22 protein-coding genes are annotated in these 23,229 nt (G+C 39.0%); 6 read left to right on the top strand and 16 right to left on the bottom strand.

Features of this window, described 5'->3' with window-relative positions:
- Nucleotides 1-98 precede the first annotated feature (98 nt).
- Genes JM64_RS01305 through nth form a run of 3 tightly spaced genes read left to right on the top strand, consistent with a single transcriptional unit; the run spans nt 99 to nt 3,031 of the window.
- Nucleotides 99-1,436 (top strand): MFS transporter, encoded by a 1,338-nt coding sequence (locus JM64_RS01305; protein ID WP_231882411.1) that lies wholly within the window; start codon nt 99-101, stop codon nt 1,434-1,436.
- Nucleotides 1,437-1,467: 31 nt separating this feature from the next.
- A complete protein-coding gene (ribF, locus tag JM64_RS01300) occupies nt 1,468-2,406 on the top strand; it encodes a riboflavin biosynthesis protein RibF (RefSeq protein ID WP_064011165.1) in 939 nt (312 codons plus the stop codon).
- Nucleotides 2,369-3,031 (top strand): endonuclease III, encoded by a 663-nt coding sequence (gene nth / locus JM64_RS01295; protein WP_064011164.1) that lies wholly within the window; start codon nt 2,369-2,371, stop codon nt 3,029-3,031. The genes ribF and nth overlap by 38 nt, the downstream gene beginning before the upstream one ends.
- 1 nt (nt 3,032) lies before the next feature.
- Here the strand turns inward: nth and fliD are convergent, their stop codons facing one another.
- The 13 genes from fliD to JM64_RS01230 are packed head-to-tail and all read right to left on the bottom strand — an operon-like array spanning nt 3,033 to nt 16,427.
- Nucleotides 3,033-4,823 carry a flagellar filament capping protein FliD gene (gene fliD / locus JM64_RS01290; RefSeq protein WP_064011163.1) on the bottom strand — a complete coding sequence of 597 codons (1,791 nt, stop codon included), beginning with the start codon at nt 4,821-4,823 and terminating at the stop codon, nt 3,033-3,035.
- Nucleotides 4,824-4,827: 4 nt separating this feature from the next.
- Nucleotides 4,828-5,214 carry a flagellar protein FlaG gene (locus tag JM64_RS01285; protein WP_064011162.1) on the bottom strand — a complete coding sequence of 129 codons (387 nt, stop codon included), beginning with the start codon at nt 5,212-5,214 and terminating at the stop codon, nt 4,828-4,830.
- A 37-nt stretch (nt 5,215-5,251) separates the two neighbouring features.
- Complete coding sequence (rbfA, locus tag JM64_RS01280) at nt 5,252-5,629, bottom strand: 30S ribosome-binding factor RbfA (RefSeq protein WP_064011161.1); 378 nt, start codon at nt 5,627-5,629, stop codon at nt 5,252-5,254.
- Complete coding sequence (locus JM64_RS01275; protein ID WP_064011160.1) at nt 5,607-6,476, bottom strand: HDOD domain-containing protein; 870 nt, start codon at nt 6,474-6,476, stop codon at nt 5,607-5,609. The genes rbfA and JM64_RS01275 overlap by 23 nt, the downstream gene beginning before the upstream one ends.
- Nucleotides 6,477-6,509: 33 nt before the next feature.
- The gene (locus JM64_RS01270; protein WP_064011159.1) at nt 6,510-7,916 is read right to left on the bottom strand and encodes a sensor histidine kinase; all 1,407 of its coding nucleotides are present in this window, start codon (nt 7,914-7,916) and stop codon (nt 6,510-6,512) included.
- A 48-nt stretch (nt 7,917-7,964) separates the two neighbouring features.
- Entirely contained in the window at nt 7,965-9,593 is a 1,629-nt protein-coding gene (argS, locus tag JM64_RS01265) for an arginine--tRNA ligase (protein ID WP_064011158.1), read from the bottom strand.
- Between the two features lie 38 nt (nt 9,594-9,631).
- Nucleotides 9,632-10,261: a ribosome biogenesis GTP-binding protein YihA/YsxC gene (gene yihA, locus JM64_RS01260; protein ID WP_409417948.1), complete on the bottom strand. Its 630-nt coding sequence runs from the start codon at nt 10,259-10,261 to the stop codon at nt 9,632-9,634.
- Nucleotides 10,176-12,644: an endopeptidase La gene (lon, locus tag JM64_RS01255; protein WP_064011157.1), complete on the bottom strand. Its 2,469-nt coding sequence runs from the start codon at nt 12,642-12,644 to the stop codon at nt 10,176-10,178. The genes yihA and lon overlap by 86 nt, the downstream gene beginning before the upstream one ends.
- A complete protein-coding gene (gene tsaE, locus JM64_RS01250) occupies nt 12,637-13,119 on the bottom strand; it encodes a tRNA (adenosine(37)-N6)-threonylcarbamoyltransferase complex ATPase subunit type 1 TsaE (protein ID WP_064011156.1) in 483 nt (160 codons plus the stop codon). The genes lon and tsaE overlap by 8 nt, the downstream gene beginning before the upstream one ends.
- Nucleotides 13,077-14,522 carry a glycerol kinase GlpK gene (glpK, locus tag JM64_RS01245; RefSeq protein WP_064011155.1) on the bottom strand — a complete coding sequence of 482 codons (1,446 nt, stop codon included), beginning with the start codon at nt 14,520-14,522 and terminating at the stop codon, nt 13,077-13,079. The genes tsaE and glpK overlap by 43 nt, the downstream gene beginning before the upstream one ends.
- Nucleotides 14,523-14,564: 42 nt before the next feature.
- A complete protein-coding gene (locus JM64_RS01240) occupies nt 14,565-14,723 on the bottom strand; it encodes a DUF2905 domain-containing protein (RefSeq protein ID WP_231882404.1) in 159 nt (52 codons plus the stop codon).
- The gene (locus tag JM64_RS01235) at nt 14,698-15,594 is read right to left on the bottom strand and encodes a PSP1 domain-containing protein (RefSeq protein ID WP_064011154.1); all 897 of its coding nucleotides are present in this window, start codon (nt 15,592-15,594) and stop codon (nt 14,698-14,700) included. The genes JM64_RS01240 and JM64_RS01235 overlap by 26 nt, the downstream gene beginning before the upstream one ends.
- Complete coding sequence (locus JM64_RS01230) at nt 15,591-16,427, bottom strand: hypothetical protein (RefSeq protein WP_064011153.1); 837 nt, start codon at nt 16,425-16,427, stop codon at nt 15,591-15,593. The genes JM64_RS01235 and JM64_RS01230 overlap by 4 nt, the downstream gene beginning before the upstream one ends.
- A gap of 218 nt (nt 16,428-16,645) precedes the next feature.
- On the opposite strand from JM64_RS01230, the gene JM64_RS01225 reads away from it, so the two are divergent.
- Genes JM64_RS01225 through JM64_RS01215 form a run of 3 tightly spaced genes read left to right on the top strand, consistent with a single transcriptional unit; the run spans nt 16,646 to nt 20,525 of the window.
- The gene (locus JM64_RS01225; RefSeq protein WP_064011152.1) at nt 16,646-17,728 is read left to right on the top strand and encodes a polyprenyl synthetase family protein; all 1,083 of its coding nucleotides are present in this window, start codon (nt 16,646-16,648) and stop codon (nt 17,726-17,728) included.
- Nucleotides 17,729-17,750: 22 nt separating this feature from the next.
- Nucleotides 17,751-19,913, top strand: a complete 2,163-nt coding sequence (gene glgX / locus JM64_RS01220; RefSeq protein ID WP_064011151.1) for a glycogen debranching protein GlgX — start codon at nt 17,751-17,753, stop codon at nt 19,911-19,913.
- 33 nt (nt 19,914-19,946) lie between these two features.
- Complete coding sequence (locus JM64_RS01215; protein ID WP_064011150.1) at nt 19,947-20,525, top strand: hypothetical protein; 579 nt, start codon at nt 19,947-19,949, stop codon at nt 20,523-20,525.
- 3 nt (nt 20,526-20,528) lie between these two features.
- On the opposite strand, the gene JM64_RS01210 is transcribed toward JM64_RS01215, so the two are convergent.
- From JM64_RS01210 to JM64_RS01200, 3 genes are all read right to left on the bottom strand, one after another.
- Nucleotides 20,529-20,912 carry a Rid family detoxifying hydrolase gene (locus tag JM64_RS01210; RefSeq protein WP_064011149.1) on the bottom strand — a complete coding sequence of 128 codons (384 nt, stop codon included), beginning with the start codon at nt 20,910-20,912 and terminating at the stop codon, nt 20,529-20,531.
- A gap of 16 nt (nt 20,913-20,928) precedes the next feature.
- A complete protein-coding gene (locus tag JM64_RS01205) occupies nt 20,929-21,633 on the bottom strand; it encodes an energy-coupling factor ABC transporter ATP-binding protein (protein WP_082868230.1) in 705 nt (234 codons plus the stop codon).
- Nucleotides 21,634-21,862: 229 nt separating this feature from the next.
- Nucleotides 21,863-23,011: an IS110 family RNA-guided transposase gene (locus JM64_RS01200; protein ID WP_011994508.1), complete on the bottom strand. Its 1,149-nt coding sequence runs from the start codon at nt 23,009-23,011 to the stop codon at nt 21,863-21,865.
- Between the last annotated feature and the right edge of the window lie 218 nt (nt 23,012-23,229).

Genomic DNA, 23,229 nt, shown 5'->3' with positions numbered 1-23,229 from the left:
AACATGCCCCAGGTGTAAGCTGCCTGGGGCGTATTTTAAAATGGATAGTTCAAAAAGCGAACAAATCGTGGTAGGATTTTATGAAAGGATGTGGTTAGGTGTTTTCAGAAGGAGGAGTAGTTGGTTATATGTCGTCAGGTAATTTGAGTAGTATGAGTAGTTCAAAGAAGGACTATACAAGAACGATGAGATTATCAGTTATAGAAGGTGCGCTTTACACACTTGCGTTTAATGCAACGCAGGGTTTTGTTTACTCTACACTTGCACTATATTTTAATTTTGACCCGGTTCTTGTATCGGTTCTTGCAGTCTTGCCTGCTTCCTCTCAATTGGTTCAGTTTTTCTCCCCAGTGATTTACAAAATCATTCCTTCGAGAAAAAAGGCAATATTTTGGATCGCGTTTATTGCAAGGGCAAGTTTTGTGATTATTCCACTTTCACTAGTAACGGGTGCTAAGAACAAGTTTATTGTAGCGATACCGTTCATAGTCTTTAGTATTCTCAACAGTTTGGTTGGCAGTCTTTGGACGTCAGCGATGAAAGACATCGTTCCTGAAGATAGAAGAAATAAATATTTCGGAATGAGAAACACAGTAGCTACATTTGCAGGTCTTATTGCATGGGTTTCTTATTCAATGATTCTTCAATACCTTGACCGCGTAACGGCTCTTTTGCTTATTTACCTTATCTGTTCTTTGGTTTTTATCTATACTGCATATTTACTTTATTTGCACGATATCCCAGAGACAAAAGTCGTCGAATACGGATTAACGACGCCATTTAGAACTCTGAAGAATAAGAAGTTCAGGAATTTTGTATTATTCGTCTTCATTTGGAACTTTGCCATACAGTTTGCTGGTCCGTTCTTCAGTTACTTTGAAGTATCGCAACTTAAAGTTCCGTACTCATTCCTTGGAATACTGAACATTATAAACTCGCTGCTTGCGATGTTTTTCTACACGTTTTACGGGAAAGTTGCCGAGCGTGTTGGGGAAAAGAATATGATTAGATACGGGATTACTTTGGCGCTAGCTATCCCATTTCTTTATTCAATGATGACGCCAAATAATTATAGATATCTACTTATTATCGACGTAGTTATAGCAGCGATGGCGTGGAGTGCTATAAACCTTGCGTATTTTACTTTACTTTTGAAGATTGTCGAAGAACCAAGCGAAATATACATCTCCATCCACGCACTTGTCGCTGGAATTTCTTCACTGCTCGCATCATACGCAGGTGGAGTTACTTTAAATGCAATTAAGGATTGGCGGTTCTTTGGACTTACGGGATATAACGTCATGTTCATGATTGCCTTTGCTTTAAGGATAGGTGCTTTGATTTCATTTACAAAGCTAGATTTTGGCACAGAGGGACATAGGCCTTTGAAATTTGTGGAGATTGGTCAAATATTGTTGAAAAGGTCAAGGGATTAATGCAAAAAGCAATTGCAAGAGGTGGAATGATATGACATACTTAGAAGGTTCAAAAGGTATTGAGTATGTTGACAGTGTATTCATTACAATCGGTGTCTTTGATGGCGTGCATAAGGGCCACACAAAGATTCTTTCAAAACTTTTACAACTTTCTGAGGAGAATAACGGTCAAGCAAGAATCTACACTATCTTGTATCCCATGGATTATTATTTGGGAGAGTTTGATGGTTTGATTACATCCGTTGAAGATAGATTAGATTTGCTTTCTGTCTATGGAGATGTAAAGATACTCGAGCTACCACAAATCAAAAACCTAACGGCCGAGGAATTTTTCGAGTGGATTTCCAAAGGGGTAAGAGGTATTGTTGTTGGTCACGATTTCAAATTTGGCAAGGGTGGAACCGGTGATGTTCACTTGCTTGAAAAGCTTTGCGAACGAAAGGGTATAAAGCTCGAGGTAGTTCCACCTGTTGTCGTGGATGGTATTAGAGTGAGCAGTAGTCATATCAGAAAGATGATAAAAAACGGTCAAGTGAAGGATGTAAAGAGATTTTTAGGTAGGAACTATTCTATACATGGTGTAGTTTACAAAGATAAACAGATTGGAAGAAAATTAGGTTTCCCCACTGCCAATGTGAAAAGGCCTGACCTTTACCTTGTTGAACCAGCTACTGGTGTGTATTTTGTAAAGGTCTATACACCGAAACAGTACTATGGATTGATGAACGTGGGATTTCGTCCAACGATAGAACACTCGCGAAAGATAAAATACGAAGTTTATATAATTGACTTCTCAGGGGATTTGTATGGCAAAGAGATACGTGTAGAGTTCCTTGAATACCTAAGACCTGAAATTAAATTCGATACTATAACTCAATTGGTAGAACAAATGAACGATGATTTGAAAAACGCAAGGAGGTTAATTGAAGAGTATGAGAAATTCGAGCCGAAAGACTCAAAACAGATCTGAAGTAAATTGCGATAATATTAATGAGCTCGCTAGAATGATAGTAGAAAAGTTTCCACGTGAACACGAGGAAAAAGACCCTTTCAAAGTACTTATCACCACAATTCTCAGCCAAAGAAGTCGCGATGAGAACACGGAAGTATCTGCAAGAAATCTTTTTAATGTCTATGAAAATGCCGAGCAATTAGCTCGTGCAAAACCAGAAGAATTATACGAGTTGATTAAACCATCTGGACTTTACAAAGAGAAAGCTGAGAGGATAATCGCTGTTTCGAAAATAATATTAGAAAAGTACGGGGGGAAGGTTCCGAGTAACTTGGAGGAACTTCTTTCATTACCTGGTGTAGGTCGCAAAACCGCAAATATTGTTTTGCATGTGAGTTTCGGGCAGCAAGCACTTGCGGTAGATACACACGTTCACAGGATATCGAATAGATTGGGGTGGGTAAATACGAAAACTCCGGAACAAACGGAAGAAGAATTGAAAAAAATACTGGACCCCAACCTTTGGGGTCCAGTCAACGGTTCTATGGTTGAATTCGGAAAACAGATTTGCCGTCCAATTTCGCCTAAATGTGAGACGTGCTTTTTAACAGCATGCTGCAAGTACTTTAAAGAGAAGAGATAAACTATTTCTTTTGCACAAATGCTTGAGCCATAAATGCACCTTGAGCTTGTAATTTTGCCAAGGCACTTTCGAGAGCCGAATACTTTGCCCAGAGCTGTTGTTCTTTCTTTTGGAGATACTCCATCATTGTGACCATGCGTTTTGAAAGAATCCGTTTTTCTCTCTCAAGTCTTCCGTTTACCCCGGCAACCGTGTCGATTTCACCGTTGAACTTTGTTAAGTTCCAGCTATATTCCTTGATTTGAATTGCTAATCCTTTATAGGATTCACTGTTTCCGAAGAATTCCCACACCGCGTTAGGACCGTTGTCATCTATGAATTTTCTTAGTCTGTCTTCGTCTAAAGTAATCTTGCCTTTCATCGTGTTTTGGAAACCTCTACCTGTTTCACCGGAAGAAATACCTAAATCTCCTAGAGTTTTTCCATTCACATTTGCTGTCAAGAAACTTCTAAATCTATCAAAGATACGTCTTAAGAATGCATCATTTTTCAACAAACCTTGGAGCTTCTCATCTTCGTTCATCTGGTCTTCTGACTTGCCTTTGACTTTATCTTCAGTTAGTTTTTTATAGAGAAAATCGGTAATTTCGTTCCATTTGTTAACAAAATCTTTTACACGTTCAACGATTTTGTCTCTATCAGTTCCAACTGTAACGACGGCACTACCTAAAGCTGAAAGGTTCAAAGTAAGACCGTTATAGGTCAATGTGTTAGTTTTTGATGACATTTCTTCAGTAACACCGTTGAATGTCACCCTAACTTGAGCCAACTCTCCAAGGACAAAAGTGGAATTAGCATTATCAAGCCTTAAAGAAGTCAATACCGCGTTATCTCCCTCAACCGATATGATGTTATCTCCCGTCGTTTTGCTTGTGAGCACAATTTGACCTGATTTGTCATCGTACTTTGCGTACACATCACTGACGGTGCTGTTAATTTTTTGAATCATACTTTGTAGCGTGTCAGAAGTTTTAAGGGCGATTTCTTTTCCGTTTATTTTTATTGTAGTATCTGAACTGATACCAAGACTCGATAGCGTTTTGAATGTTGAGTAAACACCGATATCTCCTGAGCTTTCAAGTGTAAAGGTCGTACTTGACTGTTTTAAACTCGCATCATTTAGCCTGAAGACAAATGTGAAGTTACCCGAGACGTTTGAGATTTGGAATGCTTTGTTCGACTCAATTTTCATTTTACCATTTTGGAACGTTATATTGGCAGTCACTCCTAAATCTGTAAACGCTTGCTGTAGTTTTGATATAATATCGTTTATTGTGTCGCTATGAGATACGGTGATTTGCTGTTCTTGCGAACCGATCTTGATTTTCACTGTTGAATTATCGACAGGAGTGTATCGCGTATCGAGACTCGCATACGTATCAGTTGTCTGAATTTCTCTTCCAAGTTTGCCACTTTTAAAAACGCTGTTTGTTGCAAGAGTTAGTACATCAATGTTGTAAGTGCCGTCAAGTGCCGATGGTGCAGCACTTACCGAGAGCACGTTGGTAGCTGATGAAGTTGCTGTCTTTGGTATTAGGGTTGCTTGTAGGGAAAAGTTGCTAATGTAATCGTAAAAGTCTCTTATCTTTTCTGAGACCTTTTTGTACGCTTTTTGGAGGTTTGTGTATTGCGTATACTTATCGTTTAGTCTCTGGAGGGGTAGAGACTCGATTTCCAAAAGCTTTTCTATGATACTCTGCGTATCAAGACCACTTACGGCACCACCAATCTGCATTCTTGACGATTGTTGGTACCGGTAATTGATGTTGTTAGCTATGTTGGAAAGGTCCATAGCATCACACCCTTTCGTCCATCAATACCCCCAGAAGCTCTTGGATGTTCTTGGCAAGTTTAATTGCAAGCTCTGGAGGTATCTGTCTGATAACCTCCCCTGTTTCAGGGTCCTTAATCTTAATAACTATCATTTTTGTATCTTTATCAATACGGAACTCGGCCTCTCCTCTAAATATTTTCTTTAGCTTCTCGAAGTTTTCCTTAAATATTTCCAGGTCTTCATCTTTCTGTTTGCCCAAAATATTTTTCAGTTCACCGTTTACCGAAGACTGTTCTCTTACAACGTTTTCAACGGGACCACCTTGTTCGTTTTGTGCTAAATGACTTTTGTTGAGTAATTCTGGTTCAACGACATCGCTTTTGATTCCAATACCTTTCACTCCGTCCATGGCTACCCCTCCATGAAAAGTCGGATTAGACCTATCCTTATTTATTATCGTCACTTTTTTCTTTTTCTTTAATTGAATCCAATAACTGAGCTATTCTTACGGTAGCCTCAATACCTTTGTCTTCCTTAAACCTAAGTTCAGGTGCGACGTACATTCTTATGTTCTTGGCAACGTAAGTCCTAAAATACCCCTTCTTTGATTCCAAATATTCAACGACCTCTTTTCTTTTGTTTTCGTCACCAAGAACACTAACAAAGATGTCGGCGTATCTTTTATCCTTTGAAACTTCCACCCTTGAAAATGTGATGAGCGACCTTACCGTATCTATGTAAGGGTCCTTCATCTCCATTAATGCTTCAGCTAAAACTTTTCTTAGTTCGGATTCGAGCATCTTAAGTTTGTATTCCTGCTTCATCTTTAACACCTCCATAAATCATATCTTTTGATTTTTCAAACACTCTTTCGAGTTCGTGGAACAGTATTTTCAAGTTACTAGGTTTAATCCCGAGAACACTGAAAACCAAAGGATCCAAGTAAGGTGGACCATAAGACAAAGAATAACCGGGCAAAAAGATATTTGAAAAAACATTCGCCAAATGAACAATAGAAATCATCTCTATATGTTGTGAATCGGGGTTGAGTGAAGGTTTCTCATGATACCGGGCAACAGAAACGTATTCGTCGGGAAACTTCCATAGTTTTAAAAGCTCACCGCCTAACTCCATATGGTCTTCGACTTGACATTTGTATTCGATTAAAAACATTGGTATTTGTTTTTCCTCGCTAAATTTTGCAAGTTCATACATGTACGTTGGAAAAACCAAATCTATCGCTATTTTTCCAACATCGTGCATCATCCCTGCAAGAAAAACTTCTTCTCTGTTCATGAATCCGATATTCTTTGCAATATGTTCTGCGAAAATAGCGGTTGTCATAAAGTGGGACCACAGTTTGTCGTGGTCAATAAATGTATGTTTTGCATGTAACGCAGAATACGTAAAAACGCTGAGCGCAAGATTACGCACAGTTTTGAAACCAACTATAACGATGGCTTCACTCAATTTTGTAATTTTTCTTGGCAAACCATAGTATGCTGAATTGACAAGGCGAAGTATCTTTGTCGAAAGTCCAACATCCAAAGAAATGACCTTTTCAAGGTCCTTTGCACTCGCATTTGGATTTGATGCAGTTGAAATAATTTGTTGAACAACAATATCTGGAGTTGGTATTTCAGAAATCGTTCCGAGCAGTTCTTTCATCATTTACACTCTCTCCAGTGTAGAATTTCACCGATTTTAAACATTTTTTCTTTTTGGAAGAGTTATCTCAAAGATACTTCCTTGACCGACTTCTGATTTAACTTGAATTTCTCCGCCGTGCATTTCCACAATTTCTTTTACTATTGCCAAGCCAAGTCCTGTACCTGGTATTGCGTAAGTCAGTTCGTTATCTACGCGATAGAACTTGTCAAATATCTTGTCAAGTTTATCCTCTGGGATGCCTATACCGTTGTCTTCAACGGCTATCCTAATTTTCTCTCCTTCATCTGTTACTGTGACTCTGACGTATTTGCTGTCTTTCTGCGGATCAGAAAATTTTATTGCGTTGCTTAAAAGATTTACAATCACCTGCTCAATTCTCCGATGGTCACATTCAATTGTAGTTGGTAAGCATTCACTCTCAATCTTCACTTTCTTTTCTTCGGCAAATGCTTGAACTGCACTTACTGCACGTTCAATGATGTCGCAAATATCGGAGGGTTCTACTACTATGCGCATGGTTCCAGATTCCAGCTGAGAGAAGTCGAGCAAATCGTTTAAGAGCTGTTCAAGTCTTAAGGATTGCTCGTGAACTATATTGAGAAATTCTTGTATTTCTTCGTAACTCATATGCATACTCAGTATCGTTTCAACGTACGCCTTTATCGCAGCGAGTGGTGTTCTTAATTCGTGAGAGATGTTTGCAATGAAGTTCGTCTTTATTTTATCTACTTCTTTTAACTTCTGAATCTCTTTCTCGGTGGTGATATTTCTAACATTTACAAGTATCCTATCTTCACCGAAAAGTTTAATTTCTTTGAGCGATACACTAAAGAAAGAGTTCGCTTCCTCGAACTCAAAAAACTCCGTCCCGTTTTCTATATTTTTCAAAATCTCATCCAATAATCTGTTGTGCTCGTTGAGTATTTGCTCTGCTTTTATGTTTTTGAACTCAACCTCGTGGTCTTTAAAGACAATAATGCCATCGTTTGAAACATTTATTATGGTTTCATAGTACTGGCGAGAATCGTCAACAATCTTAAATAGCCTCAGGTTTTCAAGCGTGATGCCTGAAAGATAGGCGATCAGTTGTAGATAGTCTATAACCTCAGCAGTGGGTTCGTTAGTTGTTAGAATTACTATAAGTGATAGTACATTACTCCCTTTGAAAATAGGAATGAGTCCAACGTAAATATCCTCAAAAGGAAGAAAGGTTGGATGGAGCCTTTCTTCTACCCATGCAAGGTAATCGGCATAGTATTCTTTGGCTATAGTTACGTCCCAAGGTTCTGAATATATGAGCTCTTTATCTTTCAAGACATTTAGAACCTGAAAATCAAGAATACGTTTTAAAATACCAACCAAAGCGCTGTAAAGTTTGTTCTCATCGTCTACCTTTGATATTTCAAGCATGTATTTTGAAAGGAGTTGTTGAATTTCCATCGACAGTCACCTTCTCAATGGATTTGTGTTTTCCAGCTTTAATCGTCTTTACATCTTTTCAGGAGCACTTACACCAAGTAATTTCAAACCTTCTGAAATGATAATCTTAACACCAAGTGCAAGATTGAGACGTGCATTTGAAAGTTCTGGGTTTTCCGTGTCTACTATCTTGTAGTCTGCGTAGTATTTATGGAATGCTGCAGCAAGATTTTCTAGATAGTCAGTTAGATAATGCGGTGAGAGCTTGTCCCTAACACGCTCCAAGACGTCGTCAAATGTAGAAATAAGCTTTATGATTCTCAGTTCAGCTTCATTTTCGAGAAGCTCGATATTGTTAAGAAGCTCAAATTTTAAACCTTTTGCCTGTGCGTTTTCGAAAAGACTCGAGATTCTTGCGTGTGCGTATTGGACGTAATAAACTGGGTTGTCGGTTGTTTGGGCTTTGGCTAATTCAAGGTCAAAGTTGAGGTGTGTATTCACATCAACCATTGCAAAGAAATACCTTGTAGCGTCCTTTCCAACTTCGTCTATCAGCTCGTCCAATGTAACGAATTCACCGGCACGGGTACTCATCTTGACTATCTCATTTCCACGTTTAAGTGTTACGAACTGGTGTAAAACGAAGATGAGGAAATCTTCTGGAATGTCGAGTGCCTTAATTGCTGCGTACATCCTTGGCAAATGTCCATGATGGTCACTACCAAAGATGTCGATTGCAATATCATAGCCCCGTTTGAATTTGTTGTAATGGTATGCGATATCTGTCAAGTAGTACGTGTAACTTCCGTCACTTTTGATTAGGACCTTATCGTTATCGTTTTCAAATTGGGATACTTTAAACCAAATAGCGCCCTCGTGTTCGTATACCAAGTCTTTGCTTTTCAGTATATCAAGCACTTTCTGAACGGTCCCATCATCTATTAAGCTCTTTTCACTTACAACACTATCGAACTTTGCATCGAGCTTTTCCAGCGTTTTTTCAAACATCTTAGTTATTTCTCGGAGTGCATAATCTTTAAAAACTTCTTCTACCTCTTCGTTCCAAACGCGGAAGAATTTGTCGTTGTGGTCTTTCAAAACGAGTTTCGCAATATCTATCACGTATTCTCCACGGTATCCGTCTTCTGGTATAGGTTCCTCATAGCCAAGAAGCTGATTGTACCTTGCCCAGATAGATTTGGCAAGCAGTTTTATCTGCCTTCCTGCGTCATTTAAATACATTTCCTTTGTTACATCGTATCCAATGTATCTGAGGATATTACCAAGCACATCTCCAATAACAATCTGACGACCATGTCCAACAGTCAGAGGACCTGTTGGGTTTGCACTGCCGTATTCGAGAAGAATTTTACCCTTATTTTTGAACTTCCATATGCCTGAAGGATTTCTGAGGAAATTTTCAAGAAAATTTCTGTAAAAAGTCTTGGAAACCTTAAAATTGATGAATCCAGGGCCGGCTATTGTTATTTCTTCAAACATCGGATGTCCATAAAGCTTTTCTACAAAATATTTCGCCACCTCTCTTGGTGGCTTTTTGAAGTGTTTTGCACCAACTAAAGCGATATTTGTTGAAAAATCTCCGAATTGTTCTTCTGGTACCTCAACAACGAAGTCGTATTCGTATCCACTTTCCATCAAAAAACTTTTCAAAAGGCTTTCTATTTCTTTCCGAATCATCTACGCTGTAACCTCCTAGTTTCACAGTTTTTTATATTTCATTCTTTTGATATTTCTTCAATTATAACATTCCATATCCTATCCAGACCTTCCTTTTTGAGTGAGGAACATGGAATGATTTCTCGTATTTTGTAGTTTGATAGCACCTGTTCAAAATACTTAAGTTGCTTGTTTAGTTCTGAGGAACTTAACTTGTCAATTTTGGTCAAAACAACAACAGGGGAAATCCCTAGAACTTCCAACCACTCTAGCAACTGAGCATCAGACTCCATGAGTTCGTGTCTGGAATCTATCAGTGCGAAGAGCGTTTTCATATTCCAAGAACGTTCAGAGAAATATCTTTCGATGACCTTTCGCCATTCTTCCCTGTCTTTTTTGGATGCCCGTGCGTATCCGTAACCCGGAAGGTCAACGAGGTAGAACTTGCTATTTATCAAATAATAGTTAATTGTCCTGGTTTTTCCGGGATTCTTACTGACGAATGCAACTTTTTTCCCAATAAGTGCGTTCAAAAGACTTGATTTTCCAACGTTCGAACGCCCCACAAACGCGAATTCTCCACGGAGAGGGTCCGGGAATTTATCATTTGGTTTCGCTATCACTTTTGCGAGTTCTACGCTTTTTACCTCTATTGGTTTTGTTGGTTTGCTTGTTTGCGTTTGTTTCACACAAAGCCACCTCCAGCACTTCGTCGATTGTTTCAACGAAGATGAAGTTCATGTTTTTCTTAACTTCCTCGGGTATCTTTTCCAGGTCTACTTCGTTTTTCTTGGGCAGTATGACCGTTTTAATACCTTTCCTGTAAGCTGCTAAAACCTTCTCCTTTATACCTCCAACGGGTAGTACCCTTCCTCTTAGCGTAATTTCTCCAGTCATTGCTACATCGTTTCTAATGGGAATGTCTTTTACTACCGAAACTAAAGCCGTTGTAATAGTGACACCTGCGCTCGGACCATCTTTTGGAACAGCACCTTCAGGCACGTGGATATGTATATCGTATTTTGTGAATTTTTCCGAATAATTTTCTCCACACAGTTTTCTTGCCAAGCTCAAAGCGATTCGGACGGATTCTTTCATGACATCACCGAGCTGGCCGGTGATTATCAGTTGCCCATTTCCAGGAATCAAAGCGCTCTCTATGTAAAGTGTTGTTCCTCCGTTAGGAGTCCAAGCAAGTCCCGTTGCAATGCCAACGAGTGGTTCCTCCAAAGAATCTTCCTCTCTTATTTTCTCAGGTCCCAAGTATTCAGCTACTTTTTCAGGGGTTATCACAACGGTCTTGTTAGTCTTTGTGAATTCAAGTGTTGCCTTTCTCACAACGCTTCTCAGTTGTCTTTCCAGTTCACGAACACCAGGTTCCAATGTGTATTCATGGATTATTTTTTTTATCGCTGAGTCTTTGAAAACAAAAATCTTTGTCTTTTTCTCCGTAAATTCTTCGTATATCTTTGGTATTATGTAGTTCTTGGCTATATAGAACTTTTCAACATCGGTGTAGCTTGAAATCTCAATAACTTCCATACGGTCTCTTAGTGCGGGTGGTATTGTGTATAATACATTCGCTGTTGTAATGAAAAGAACCTCAGATAGGTCGAATGGTAACTCTATGTAGTGGTCTACGAAATCTTTGTTTTGCTCAGGGTCAAGAACTTCAAGCAGTGCGGAAGCTGGGTCACCTTGGAAACTTATTCCCATTTTATCTATCTCATCAAGTAGTATCACAGGGTTTTTAACTCCCAATTTCCTTATCAGTTGAATGATTCTACCGGGCATTGCACCTACGTATGTTCTTCTGTGACCACGGATTTCGGCTTCGTCCCTTAGACCACCAAGTGACATGCGCCCGAATTTTCTGTTCATTGCACGGGCTATAGACTTCGCCAGAGATGTTTTACCGACCCCCGGGGGGCCGACGAAACAGATTATAGGTGCTTTGGTCTTGTCGGAAAGTTTTCTTGTCGCAAGGTATTCCAGTATTCTCTGCTTTGGTTCCTCCAAACCGTAGTGGTCTTCATTTAGAACTTTTTCAGCGTACTCTATATCAACAGTATCTTCTGTTTTTTCATACCATGGTAAATTGAGAATCCAGTCAAGGTAAGTCCTTATCACACTCGCTTCGGGTGCGTATGGGGACATCTTTTCTAATCTCTGCAGTTCGGCCTGTGCCTTTTCTTTAACGTGTTCTGGATAATTTCCTTTCTCTATCTTTTCTCTTATTTCCTTTATCTCAACATCTTCTTCTCCGCCGAGCTCATCGCGAATAACACGTAACTTCTCTCTCAGGTAATATTCCCTCTGGCTCTTTTCAATTCTTTCTTTGACCTTTTGGTCCAGTTGCTGTTCTATCTCCAGTAATTCAGTTTCCCGAGCTAATATGTCTAAGATTTTTTCAAGACGATTGGCAGGATGAACTGTTTCGAGCAGTTCCTGCTTTTCTTCAATACTTCCCGGACACAAAGATGCCGCTATATCTGCGAAAACATCAGCATTATCAACATCTTCTAACAACATTAACGTCTCAGGTGGTATTTTCCTTGAATACTGGACATATTTATGGAGTTCTTCTTTGACCATTCGCATTAAGGCAATTAGACGTTTTGATTTGCCATAGCGTGCTCTGAGTATTTCAAGTTCAAACTCAAAGAACTTCTCACCAACATTTTTTATCCATTTCGCCCGTGCAATTCCCTCAACGAGCACTTTAAAAGTGTTATCGGGTAATTTGCCGACCTGAATAATTCGAACAATTGTCCCTACTTTGTAAAGGTCGCTTTCCTTTGGGTCTTCAATTGCTGGGTCTTTTTGGTTCACCACAAAGACCAAGTTGTTTGTGTGTTCCATTGCGTGTTCGAGAGCCATTAGGGATTTTTCCCTACCTACGTAGAACGGAACAACGGTGTTGGGGAAAATCACCATGTTGCTACGCATCGCTATTGCAGGCAGTGTATTTGGAATAGATATTCTTTCTTCTCTACTCTTTTTAGCTTCTTTTTCCAGCTTTGCAAATCTTTTCTGATTATTTTGGTTGTTCTTTTTTTCGGTCTTATCCAATGTGCATGCACCTCCTTATTAGTTCGATTTTTTCACTGTCCGCTGTGATACTTACTTTTCTGTGAGTTTCGTCAACATGCTCAAAGACAATAGTTATGAAATCTTCTAAGAAAAACTCCTTTACCAGTTCTCCCCATTCGATTACAAATATCCCATCCTTTTCTTCTATTTCCCCTTCAAGCACGTAAAATACCTCTTCCAAGTTGTTAAGACGGTAAGCGTCTATATGATAGACCGTTTTTATACAGGAATAAATGTTCATCAATGTGAATGTTGGACTTGTGACAATGTGTTCACTACAACCAAGTCCTGTAACCAAACCACGAACAAATGTGGTCTTTCCACTTCCGATTTCACCAGACAGAATCAGTATATCGCCGTCTGAAAGACAATTTGCAAGCTTTTTAGCTACACTTTTCAGTTCCTCTTCATTCAAGATTCCCAATTCAATGCGCGGTTGACTGCTTGTTTCCACTTGTTGAATTCCTCCTCACGAGATTGTTTTGGGGTAAATATCCTATCTATCTTCCTAATTTCCTGAAGCTTTTCTTTTGTAACTAGGCCTAAAGCAATTGCAGCCAGGCTGGCTGCACCGAGGGCTGTTGTTTCCCTGTTAACTGGTCTTTCAACCACTGTGTTCACCACATCGGCGAGGATTTGCATAATAAGGTTGTTTTTGGATACTCCGCCGTCTACTTTCAAAGTGTTAATCTTTATATTACTTTCTTTTTCCATCAACATGACTAATTGTCCGACGGAAAATGCGATACCCTCGAATGCAGCGTAGATGATATGTCTTTTGTCAGTTCCGGGGGTGAGCCCGATTATCAATCCCCTTGCGTATGGGTCCCAGTAAGGAGCGCCAAGTCCTGTGAGTGCTGGAACGAAGTAGATTCCTCCATTGTTGCCAACCTGGAGTGCTAGCTCAGTTAATTCCAAGCTATCTTTTGCGAAACCAAGGTTTTTGATGAGATAATTTACCAACGTGCCCGTTATGAACACACTACCTTCGAGTGCGTAGACAAGCTCATCCTTAATCTTCCATCCAACGGTGCTTAACAAGTTATGTTCTGAATAGATTTTTTCATTTCCTGTGTTCATTAAAATAAAGCTGCCAGTCCCGAGCGTGCATTTTACATCTCCTTTTTGGAACGCCGTTTGACCAAAGAGTGCCGCCTGTTGGTCACCAACTAAAGATGCCACAGGAATACCGTCGTCTGTGTAACCTATGAACTGTGCTGTATCAACAACTTCAGGTAAGAATTCCCTCTTGATGCCGAACAATTCCAAAAGTTCGTCGTCCCAATCGAGAGTGTTTATATTAAATATCATAGTTCTTGATGCGTTTGAATAATCTGTCACGTGCCTGCCTGTCAATTTCCAAGCAAGGAAACTATCTATCGTTCCGAACCTCAACGTCCCTTTGTTATAAGCTTTTTGTACTTCTGGCACATTTTGAATAAGCCATTCCATTTTAGTTGCTGAAAAGTACGGGTCTACAACTAATCCTGTTTTCTCTTTTATCACACGTCCGTATTCTTTTCTCAGATAACTTGATCTCTCCGCCGTTCTACGACACTGCCAAACTATGGCGTTGTGTAGAACTTCTTTTGTTTCTGCATCCCAAGCAACAACTGTCTCTCTTTGGTTCGTTATACCGATGACATCTATCTTCTTCCCCTTTGAAGTTGCAACTCGTTTGCATTCTTCAAGAACCTCAACAACGGTTTGCCAGATGTCTTCCGGATTATGTTCGACCCATCCTTCTTTCGGGTATATCTGACGGAATTCCCTACGTGCCTCGTGAACCATGGAAAAATCATCGTCAAATAAAATTGCCCTTGTGCTTGTAGTTCCTTGGTCCAAACCAATGAACATAATTTTTCCCTCCCTATCCCCTGACTGGTTTAGGTCTTCTCGTCATTTGAAAAACCTGCTTATGATGTTCAGCACTATTGTAAGTATCACACTCAATATAATCATCGTTGTTATTGGGAAGATGAAAACAAAATTCTTTCTTTTGATAACGATATCTCCAGGAAGCCAGTTAAGGTCACTCATCTTCGATATCAGAAACATCGTCAAGCCCATCGTAATGGTTATTAGTCCGAGCATGATCAATAATTTTCCAATTTCCCGCATTTTCTCCCTCCTTGAAGTAGGAGAATGGAAGTGCGACCATCTCGCCATCGTCGGTCTGTAGTGTTACCCTTGAGAGAAATACGTTTACTGTAATCACTTTCGCAATTTTTCCATCGTAGTAAATTGTGGAACCTTCATCGGGAATGTTTTTCAATGCTTCAACATAAAAATCGTGCTCAAACGTTAAACAACAAAGCAATCTACCACACGGCCCTGTAATTTTAGAAGTGTTTATCATCATCTGTTGTTGTTTTGCATGTTTCAGAGTCACACTATCGAATTCTCTCAAAAAATAGGAACAACAGCTCTTTCGACCACAAAGTCCCAATCCTTTGATGAATTTCATCTCGTCTCTCGCACCGACTTGTCTTAACTCAATACGCGTTTTGAACTCTTTTGCAATATCTTTTACAAGTTCTCTAAAGTCCACCCTTGTTTTTGAGCTAAAGTAAATTACTAACTTGCTCCGGTCAAATATATATTTAGATTGCAAAACCTTCATTGGAAGGTTGTGTTTTTTGACGAGCTCGATGGTCACTTCTCGCGCCTTCTTTGCAATTTCTTCGTTTTCTTGAATAATCCCCAAATCTTCTTTTGTTGCTTTTCTGATAATGGCTTTGAGTTCATAATTGACATCATCTATGCTTATGTTCTTTGGACCCAACAAAACTTTGCCATAATCTGTTCCAAATTCGCTTAGGATGATTGCGTAATCACCATAGTTAAATGTTTCACCATTATCTAAGTAATAAACAATTTTCCCCAGTGGCATCAGTTCAACACCATAAACGGTAGCCTCTAAACTCACAGATTATCACCTCTTAATCCAAGTAGTAGTGTATAATACGTTAGTTGGTAGTTGAAGTTCGCAATCTTAGACCTAAGAATCTCATCACATATGCGCAGATATTTTATCTTCAGATTTGGAGGAAGTGAATCATTTTTGTAAATCAGCCAAGAAACAACTTTTGAAACAATTCTTAGAAACTCTATGTTATTCTTTTTAGCTAACTGTGAAACAAAATTCGCATAAGTTGCCAGGTCTTTGTTTAAATATTGCTCGAGAAGATGTTTTAAAGACATGATAACATCGGGCTCTTGGCTTGGTTCATCGATTTCGTCTATAGCTTCGAGAAATTCTTCTTCGGAAAGGATTGAATAGGCCTTTTCCTTAATTGGTTCAAGGAAATCGTAATTCCAATACACCAGATATCTCTCAAATTCGTCCAATCCTGGTTCGATAGGTAATTGTACTTGTAGCTTTTGTAATCTGCTTCTTATCGTCGGCAAAAGTGAAAACCATCTTGAAGTAACGAGAATCAATATCGCATATGACGGAGGCTCTTCAAGAGTTTTTAGAAACGCATTTGCAGCTTCTTGTGTCATTTTGTCAGCATCGTAGAGAATAACCTTTTTTATTTCGCCTTTTGGGGCGAAGTCAAGAAACTCGATAACGGTTCTAACCTCATCGATGCCAATGTTTGTATCTGGTTCGATTATCATGGTGTCCTGTACGTTGGAAGTCCGTATTAAAGCTTTTAGCAGCGCTTTTGCATAAGCCTTGTTTGGGACAACTAAACCATACGATTTTCCGCTTTCCAAATGTTTAGATATTTTATCTCTAATTTCCTCAAACGTCATTGTTGTCACCACCGAGACTCCTGATATGTTCTTCAAGTGTTTGTATAACATGTAGCTGTAATAATTCAATTCTTTCCGAGTACGTTCGGAACTTAGAAATTTTTACTTGCATTTTAATTATATCACAAACAACGGATTTAGACTATTGCTTTCCGTTGTGGTATAATCATTGAAATGGCTAGTATTTCGATGCTCGAATAAGGAGAGAGTAAACTACTATGGGTGAGGAAAGAGCAGTTAAAAGGTTTGATACCCAGTATTTGACAGAGAGAGTAAATGAGACAATTCAGTCTTTATTGAAAGAATTAATTGAAAACACGCCAGATACGTTGAAGGTATACTCTCAGGAGTTTGCTAAGTTTACCTTGAGGCCAGGCAAGCGAATTAGACCTCTTCTGTTGTTGTTGACATATTATGGATACCTCATCTCAACAGATGACGAGAGTGATAAAAGGGCCTACATGCTAGCCGGGATATTAGAGATAATGCACGCGTTTTTGCTTGTGCATGATGATGTTATCGATGAGTCTTCACTTAGACGAGGTGAACCTACACTCCACAAGATTTATGAACAACTAACTGGTAGTGAAAAAATAGGGAAAGACCTTGCAATCGTCGTTGGTGATATAGCAAGTTTTTACTATTTTGGAAAGCTCTCAGATTTAGTTGGTTTTGGTATCGAAAAAGAACCGTTCCAAAAGCTTTTAAAACTCTTCGCTGACTGTTACGTGAGAACTGGGTACGGTCAATTGCTCGACATCCTTTTCACAGGAAATGTGACTGAGAGTGCTCTAAGAGATGATATTCCGACCCACATTAGTCTCTACAAAACCGCTTACTATACCTTCGTCTATCCTATGCTCTTTGGTTATTATTTGGCAAGTGGACAGGAAACAGAAGAGACTCGAAAACTTCAACAAATAGGTGAAAAGGTAGGTATTGCGTTCCAGTATAGGGATGATATACTTGGCACGTTCGGTGGTGATACGAAAAGCGCTAACGACATCCTCGAAGGGAAAGCAACCATCCTTGTTAAGAGAACGATGGACAAACTTGCGGAAGATGAGAAAGAAAAATTCTTAGGTCTGATAAACAAAAAGGATAAGTCTGAAAGTGATATCGAAATGATAAAATTGTATATGCTCAAATCTGGTGCTTTAAATGAGACAATTAAAGATGTGACAAAACTAGTAACGGAAGCGCTTTCAATATTGGCTGTTCTCAAGATGGATACGTACTACAAAGCTGAGATAGAGAAGATTTTCAGAAAGGTTTTGGATATCCCAAAAGTTGCGTTTTAAATGCTAACCGTTGGTGGTAAGTATGGCGGATTATCCACTTCAGTATAAAAATCCTGGACCTGATGTTGTTTTGAAGACCAAACGCGGTTATCCAAGACTTGGTGCAACTCCAGATGAAACAGGTGTGAATTTTGCAATATTCTCACGCCACGCAACGAGGGTTATTTTAGAACTTTACCAAAATTACTACGATGATAAACCATCGCACGTTTTTGAACTGGACCCTGTGAAGAACAAAACCGGGGACATATGGCATATCTATGTTTATGGTGTTGGACATGGACAGTACTACGGCTGGAGGATAGATGGTCCTTATGACCCTATCAACGGGAAGCGATTTAATGTCAATAAATTGTTGATAGACCCTTATGCAAAGGCTATTACAACGTTTTTTGATTGGAACGATGACGCGGTTTACGGTTACGACAGAAACTCACCAATGGGCGACCTTTCGTTCTCAACACTGGACTCGGCTAAGAGTATGATAAGGTCCATAGTTATAGACGATTCTAAATACGACTGGGAAGATGACAGACAACTCCATATACCGTGGAACGAAACCATCATTTACGAGATGCATGTAAGGCTTTTTACTATAAGCCCTACTTCGAACGTAAAATTCCCAGGTACGTTTTTGGGGATAATCGAAAAGTTGGACCACTTGAAAGAACTCGGGGTAACAACGATAGAACTGATGCCCATTTTTGAGTTCAACCTTAATTCCAATCCAAACATAAATCCGCTGACAGGTGAACGCTTAAAAGATGTCTGGGGCTACAATCCTCTGAACTTTTTTGCTGTTACCGGAAACTACTCAGTTAGTTTGAAACTTGGGGAACAGGTTTTTCTCTTCAAAGACTTTGTAAAGTTGATGCACAAGAACGGGTTCGAGGTTATTCTTGACGTAGTTTACAATCATACTGGCGAAGGTGGAGAAAGAGGTCCCACGATTTGTTTTAGAGGCATCGATAACGAAATATACTACATGCTTGACCCAAAGAACAAAAGGTATTATTTGAATTACTCAGGTTGTGGTAACACGCTAAATTGCAATCATCCTGTAGTCAAAGAGATGATAATAGACAGTCTTCGCTACTGGGCGACGGAGATGCACGTGGATGGGTTCAGATTCGACCTTGCATCCATACTTGGCCGAACGCCAGATGGACGTTGGATTGGGGATTTCTCATTACTTAAAGATATCGCAGAAGACCCGATAGTTGGAAAACTGAAGCTCATAGCTGAAGGTTGGGATGCAGCGGGCGGTTATTACCTTGGACAATTCCCGGAAGGTTGGGCGGAGTGGAATGGTAAGTACCGCGATTGTGTAAGACGTTTTGTGCGTGGTGATAATGGGACTATCCAGGAACTTATGCTCCGTATTGCAGGAAGCCCGGATTTATACGCAAATAGACAACCACATGCCAGCATCAATTTTATAACCTGCCACGATGGTTTTACTATGCGTGATTTGGTTTCCTACAATCAAAAACACAACGAAGCAAACGGCGAGAATAACAAAGATGGTGCCGATGAGAACTTCAGTTACAACTACGGTGTTGAAGGCGATACCGACGATGAGAATATAATTAAGATAAGAAAGCAACAGATAAAGAACTTCTTTGCTATCCTTATGGTTTCACATGGCACTCCCATGATATTGATGGGTGACGAGATGTTCCGGACGCAGAAGGGTAACAACAACGCTTATTGTATAGATGACGAAACCACATGGGTAGATTGGACACTAAAAGAGAAACACAAAGATTTGTTCGAGTTTGTGAAGAAAATTATACACTGCAGAAAATTGCATAACGCATTGAAAAGAGAATGCTTTTATCAAAGATACGACAAGTTTGGAAACCTTGTGACAGACATAACCTGGCATGGTGTAAACCCATTTGAACCAGATACAAGCTATCATTCACATTCGATAGCATTCATGATTTCAGGATTTGACCCTGTGAAAGGTGTGAGGATAGATAACGATATCTATGTTATTCTGAACCAGTGGGTTGAACCTTTGAAATTTGTCTTGCCACCACTTTACGGACAATTCTGGTATAGAGTTGTTGATACTGCTCAAGAATATCCAAGAGACTTTCTTGACGTGCCTGAAAAGATAGATGGATACTACATTGCACAACCACGCAGCACGGTCATATTTATCTCAGATGCCCAGTAAATAGAACATGGCTTGAAACAGGGAGGTAGATTCATGGAAAGATTTAACGTTCTTTTGGAGTTAATCGGATTCACTGCGTTTTTCGCAGGTCTCATTTTGAACATCAAAGTGAAGAATACTTTGCTATCGAAAGTGATACTTTTGCTGACTCTTTTAGGTATTGGTTTTTTTGTTAAGAACCCATATTTAATTGTCTTAATGACGATAATTTTAATACCCTCACGTTATTTCTATACCCCTGTTGGAAAAGATGTGATTCATGATTTAAAGAGTTATCTATTCAACAGAACTATGCTTAGAAGCAAAACTTATTTAATGCTCGCATTGACAGGAAGTGTTTTCCTGGGGTTTGCGCTCCCTTCTGTTAAGAACTATCCGGTGACTATAAGCATTATTACACTGATTATGGTTTTGTTGTTGTGGATTGTTGATATTTCTAATATGAAAAGCTTCGAGGAAAAAATAAAGAGGGCCACCGAAAAAAGTGGTGACCCTATCGAAGCTTTGAGGTATGCTTATAAACTTATGAACCCATTTTCGAACGAGGAAACTGATGAAATTATAAAAAACAGAATAGAACTTTTTAAAAACGTACAAGAAAAAAAGAGATGAAGTTTAAACTTGTACGATAAACTCCATCTCTACTAACGCACCCTTCGGGAGACTTGCAACTCCAACGGTACTTCTTGCCGGGAAGTCTTTGGTAAAGTTTTCAAAATATTTTTGGTAAACTTCGTTGATTTTTGAAAACTCTTCCAATTTCACAGTGAAGATGGTTGTTTTCACAACGTTTTTCAAAGATAAACCAATTTCAGAGAGCATAGTGCTCAAATTTTTCAATATTTGCTCCGTTGCATTTTCAACAGTATCATTCACAAGTTCACCGGTTTCCGTATTAATCGGCAAAATCCCAGAGAAAAAGATAAGGTTTCCAACTTTCACAGCAGATGAATACGGTCCTACCGCCTTGGGACCTTTTTCAAATTTCAACACTTCCATACCGAACACCTCCGTTTTACAAGTTTATAGCCTTTGTAGTGAACTCTCTGTGAACTTTCTCGCGATAAAGCTTTATTCCATCGTTGGGATTACCGTCGAAAACAACAGTTCCACCGTCTATATAAATACACCGGTCTGCATAGGGGCTGAAAAGGTTCAGTTCATGTGTTGCGATAATTATACCTTTGCCAGCTTCTTTCAATTTCACAACGGCTTCAACAACCTCGCGTTTCCCGTTTTTATCGAGCATTGCTGTAACCTCGTCGAGCAATAAAAACTCAGGCTGGAGAGCCAGTACCGATGCAATTGCAAGCCTTTGCTTTTGCCCACCAGACAGATAGTAGGGGTCTACATCTTTCAACTCTGCGAGTTCCAAAAGATTTAAAACATAGTTTGCCCTTGTTTCCATTTCCTTTCTGTCGAGGCCTATGTTTTCCAATCCAAATATCACGTCTTCCCAAACGGTTGAACCGATGATTTGGGTCTCAGGGTTTTGGAAAACGTACCCCGTGATTTCAGATACATCGTTTATCCCTTCAGGAAGAATGATTTCACCATTGTAATCTATTAGTCCGGCGAGAACTTTCAGCAAAGTTGATTTCCCAGAGCCGTTTGCTCCTATTATCATGACAATTTCTCCAGTTTCGAAAGATGTTGAAATATTCTTCAGTGTTTGCTTACTTGCGTAAGATACGTTGATGTTTTTTAATTTTAAGACCAACTTAGCCTCTCCTTTTGATAAATTTGAACTTTTAGGTTGTTCTGATATAATCATATCACGGAAAATGCAGAAGTAAAAAGGAAAAAACAAAAAATATGGCAAGGAAGATTTCCGGTAATAAGTCAAGAGGAGAAAAAATAGAAAAATAAAAAACCTAGTCAACACTTTGACTTTCAATAACTTAATATTTCACTTTCATTCTTCACATACTTGATTTCGTTCTTTTTACCTATTTCATCGGTACATACGGTACGTTGTTCTTTAGTAAATAATACACTAAATTTACTAATTTCCTTGCAGTTAATATTAGCGCTCTCATGTGTTTGTGTGTTGTTGCTTCTGCGTACTTTTTGCGATAATATTCTTTGTATACAGGATCGTATGTCTTTACTCCGTTCGCTGCCATTACTAGGTATGTTCTTAGATACTTGTTCCCTTTTTTCGTTAGTTGGTTGTTTTCTGATTTGTAATTTCCACTTTGATTGATTGTCCATACAAGCCCTGCGTATGATGCTAACGCTGAGGCTTTTTCGAAACGATTGATGTCTCCTATTTCGGCTATAATTCCAGCTGCAGTTATTTCTCCTATCCCTTTGACTGTTGTTAGTGTGTTCGAAATTACTTTAAGTAATTTACTTATTTCTTTCTTTACTAGTTCGATTTGTTTTTCATAGTGCTGTATCAAATCGATAGTGGAAACAATAGATATTCTCAGAGTGTTTGAAGGATTAACAGACAACCTCAAGGCATCTTTAGCAAGAGTTTGGAGTTTTTCTGCTAAGACTTGTGAAGAGACATTGTGTCTGGAAATTTTCGCAATATATTCAAATAACTCTTCAATTGGCATGTTTGCGATTTCTTCGATTGTATAATCTTTAAGCAGGCATTCGAAAGTCTTATTTAGTTTAAAGTCAAGTTTAGGGAAATAAAGAGAAACATACGAATAGAGCCTAAGTTTCAATCGAGCGATATCTTCGTTGAACTTTAAATAAAGTCTGGTGAGATTACGAAGCTCAGAGATGATATATGAGTTATTGACAAAAGGGACTAAAGACTCAGGAAATTTAGAAGCGATAGAGAAAATAAGTTCAGCATCGATTTTGTCAGTTTTAGGACGATTGAGAATTTTGCGATAGAGCTTAATGTTATCAGTTTTAACCCAAAAGACAGGTACGTTGTTTTGAAAGAAGAAGTTAGCGACATTAAAAGAAAAAACACCAGTTGATTCAAGGACAAGAGAAAAATCGGAAGAAGAAGCAAAAGCTTTGTTAAAAAGTTCAACAATACCTTGAGGAGAGTTCTCAACAGTCCCACTACCGATGAAATCAGAAAAGAAAGAAAGATAGTTCTTTGAGACATCAATAGCTAAAATAGCCAAAGGAATCACCTCCGGATTGAGTACAGCCTTACAACCTCGCGGTACATAAGAAAACGAGGCAAAACATTTTCCGGCAAGTAAAAAGCTGTACTCTAGTTAGGCAATCTTATTTAAGAGAACAAAGTCTCAAGGAGGGGCAACCTGAAACTATTTTACCAGAGGTGTTAAAAAATATGCATTCAATTTTCAAAGACCAATTTTAATTTTTACCGAACTTA

The sequence above is a fragment of the Fervidobacterium pennivorans genome (assembly GCF_001644665.1).
GTDB lineage: Bacteria > Thermotogota > Thermotogae > Thermotogales > Fervidobacteriaceae > Fervidobacterium > Fervidobacterium ngatamarikiense.
The sequence above is the reverse complement of the archived record's forward strand: the minus strand, read 5'-3'. Positions and strand labels throughout refer to the sequence as shown.

Coding starts and splice junctions, on each gene's coding strand:
- ribF (WP_064011165.1), top strand. CDS start 1,468: ATGACATACTTAGAAGGTTCAAAAGGTATTGAGTATGTTGACAGTGTA.
- nth (WP_064011164.1), top strand. CDS start 2,369: ATGAGAAATTCGAGCCGAAAGACTCAAAACAGATCTGAAGTAAATTGC.
- fliD (WP_064011163.1), bottom strand. CDS start 4,823: ATGGACCTTTCCAACATAGCTAACAACATCAATTACCGGTACCAACAA.
- JM64_RS01285 (WP_064011162.1), bottom strand. CDS start 5,214: ATGGACGGAGTGAAAGGTATTGGAATCAAAAGCGATGTCGTTGAACCA.
- rbfA (WP_064011161.1), bottom strand. CDS start 5,629: ATGAAGCAGGAATACAAACTTAAGATGCTCGAATCCGAACTAAGAAAA.
- JM64_RS01275 (WP_064011160.1), bottom strand. CDS start 6,476: ATGATGAAAGAACTGCTCGGAACGATTTCTGAAATACCAACTCCAGAT.
- JM64_RS01270 (WP_064011159.1), bottom strand. CDS start 7,916: ATGGAAATTCAACAACTCCTTTCAAAATACATGCTTGAAATATCAAAG.
- argS (WP_064011158.1), bottom strand. CDS start 9,593: ATGATTCGGAAAGAAATAGAAAGCCTTTTGAAAAGTTTTTTGATGGAA.
- glpK (WP_064011155.1), bottom strand. CDS start 14,522: ATGTTCATTGGTTTGGACCAAGGAACTACAAGCACAAGGGCAATTTTA.
- JM64_RS01240 (WP_231882404.1), bottom strand. CDS start 14,723: ATGTTTCTGATATCGAAGATGAGTGACCTTAACTGGCTTCCTGGAGAT.
- JM64_RS01230 (WP_064011153.1), bottom strand. CDS start 16,427: ATGACGTTTGAGGAAATTAGAGATAAAATATCTAAACATTTGGAAAGC.
- JM64_RS01225 (WP_064011152.1), top strand. CDS start 16,646: ATGGGTGAGGAAAGAGCAGTTAAAAGGTTTGATACCCAGTATTTGACA.
- glgX (WP_064011151.1), top strand. CDS start 17,751: ATGGCGGATTATCCACTTCAGTATAAAAATCCTGGACCTGATGTTGTT.
- JM64_RS01215 (WP_064011150.1), top strand. CDS start 19,947: ATGGAAAGATTTAACGTTCTTTTGGAGTTAATCGGATTCACTGCGTTT.
- JM64_RS01210 (WP_064011149.1), bottom strand. CDS start 20,912: ATGGAAGTGTTGAAATTTGAAAAAGGTCCCAAGGCGGTAGGACCGTAT.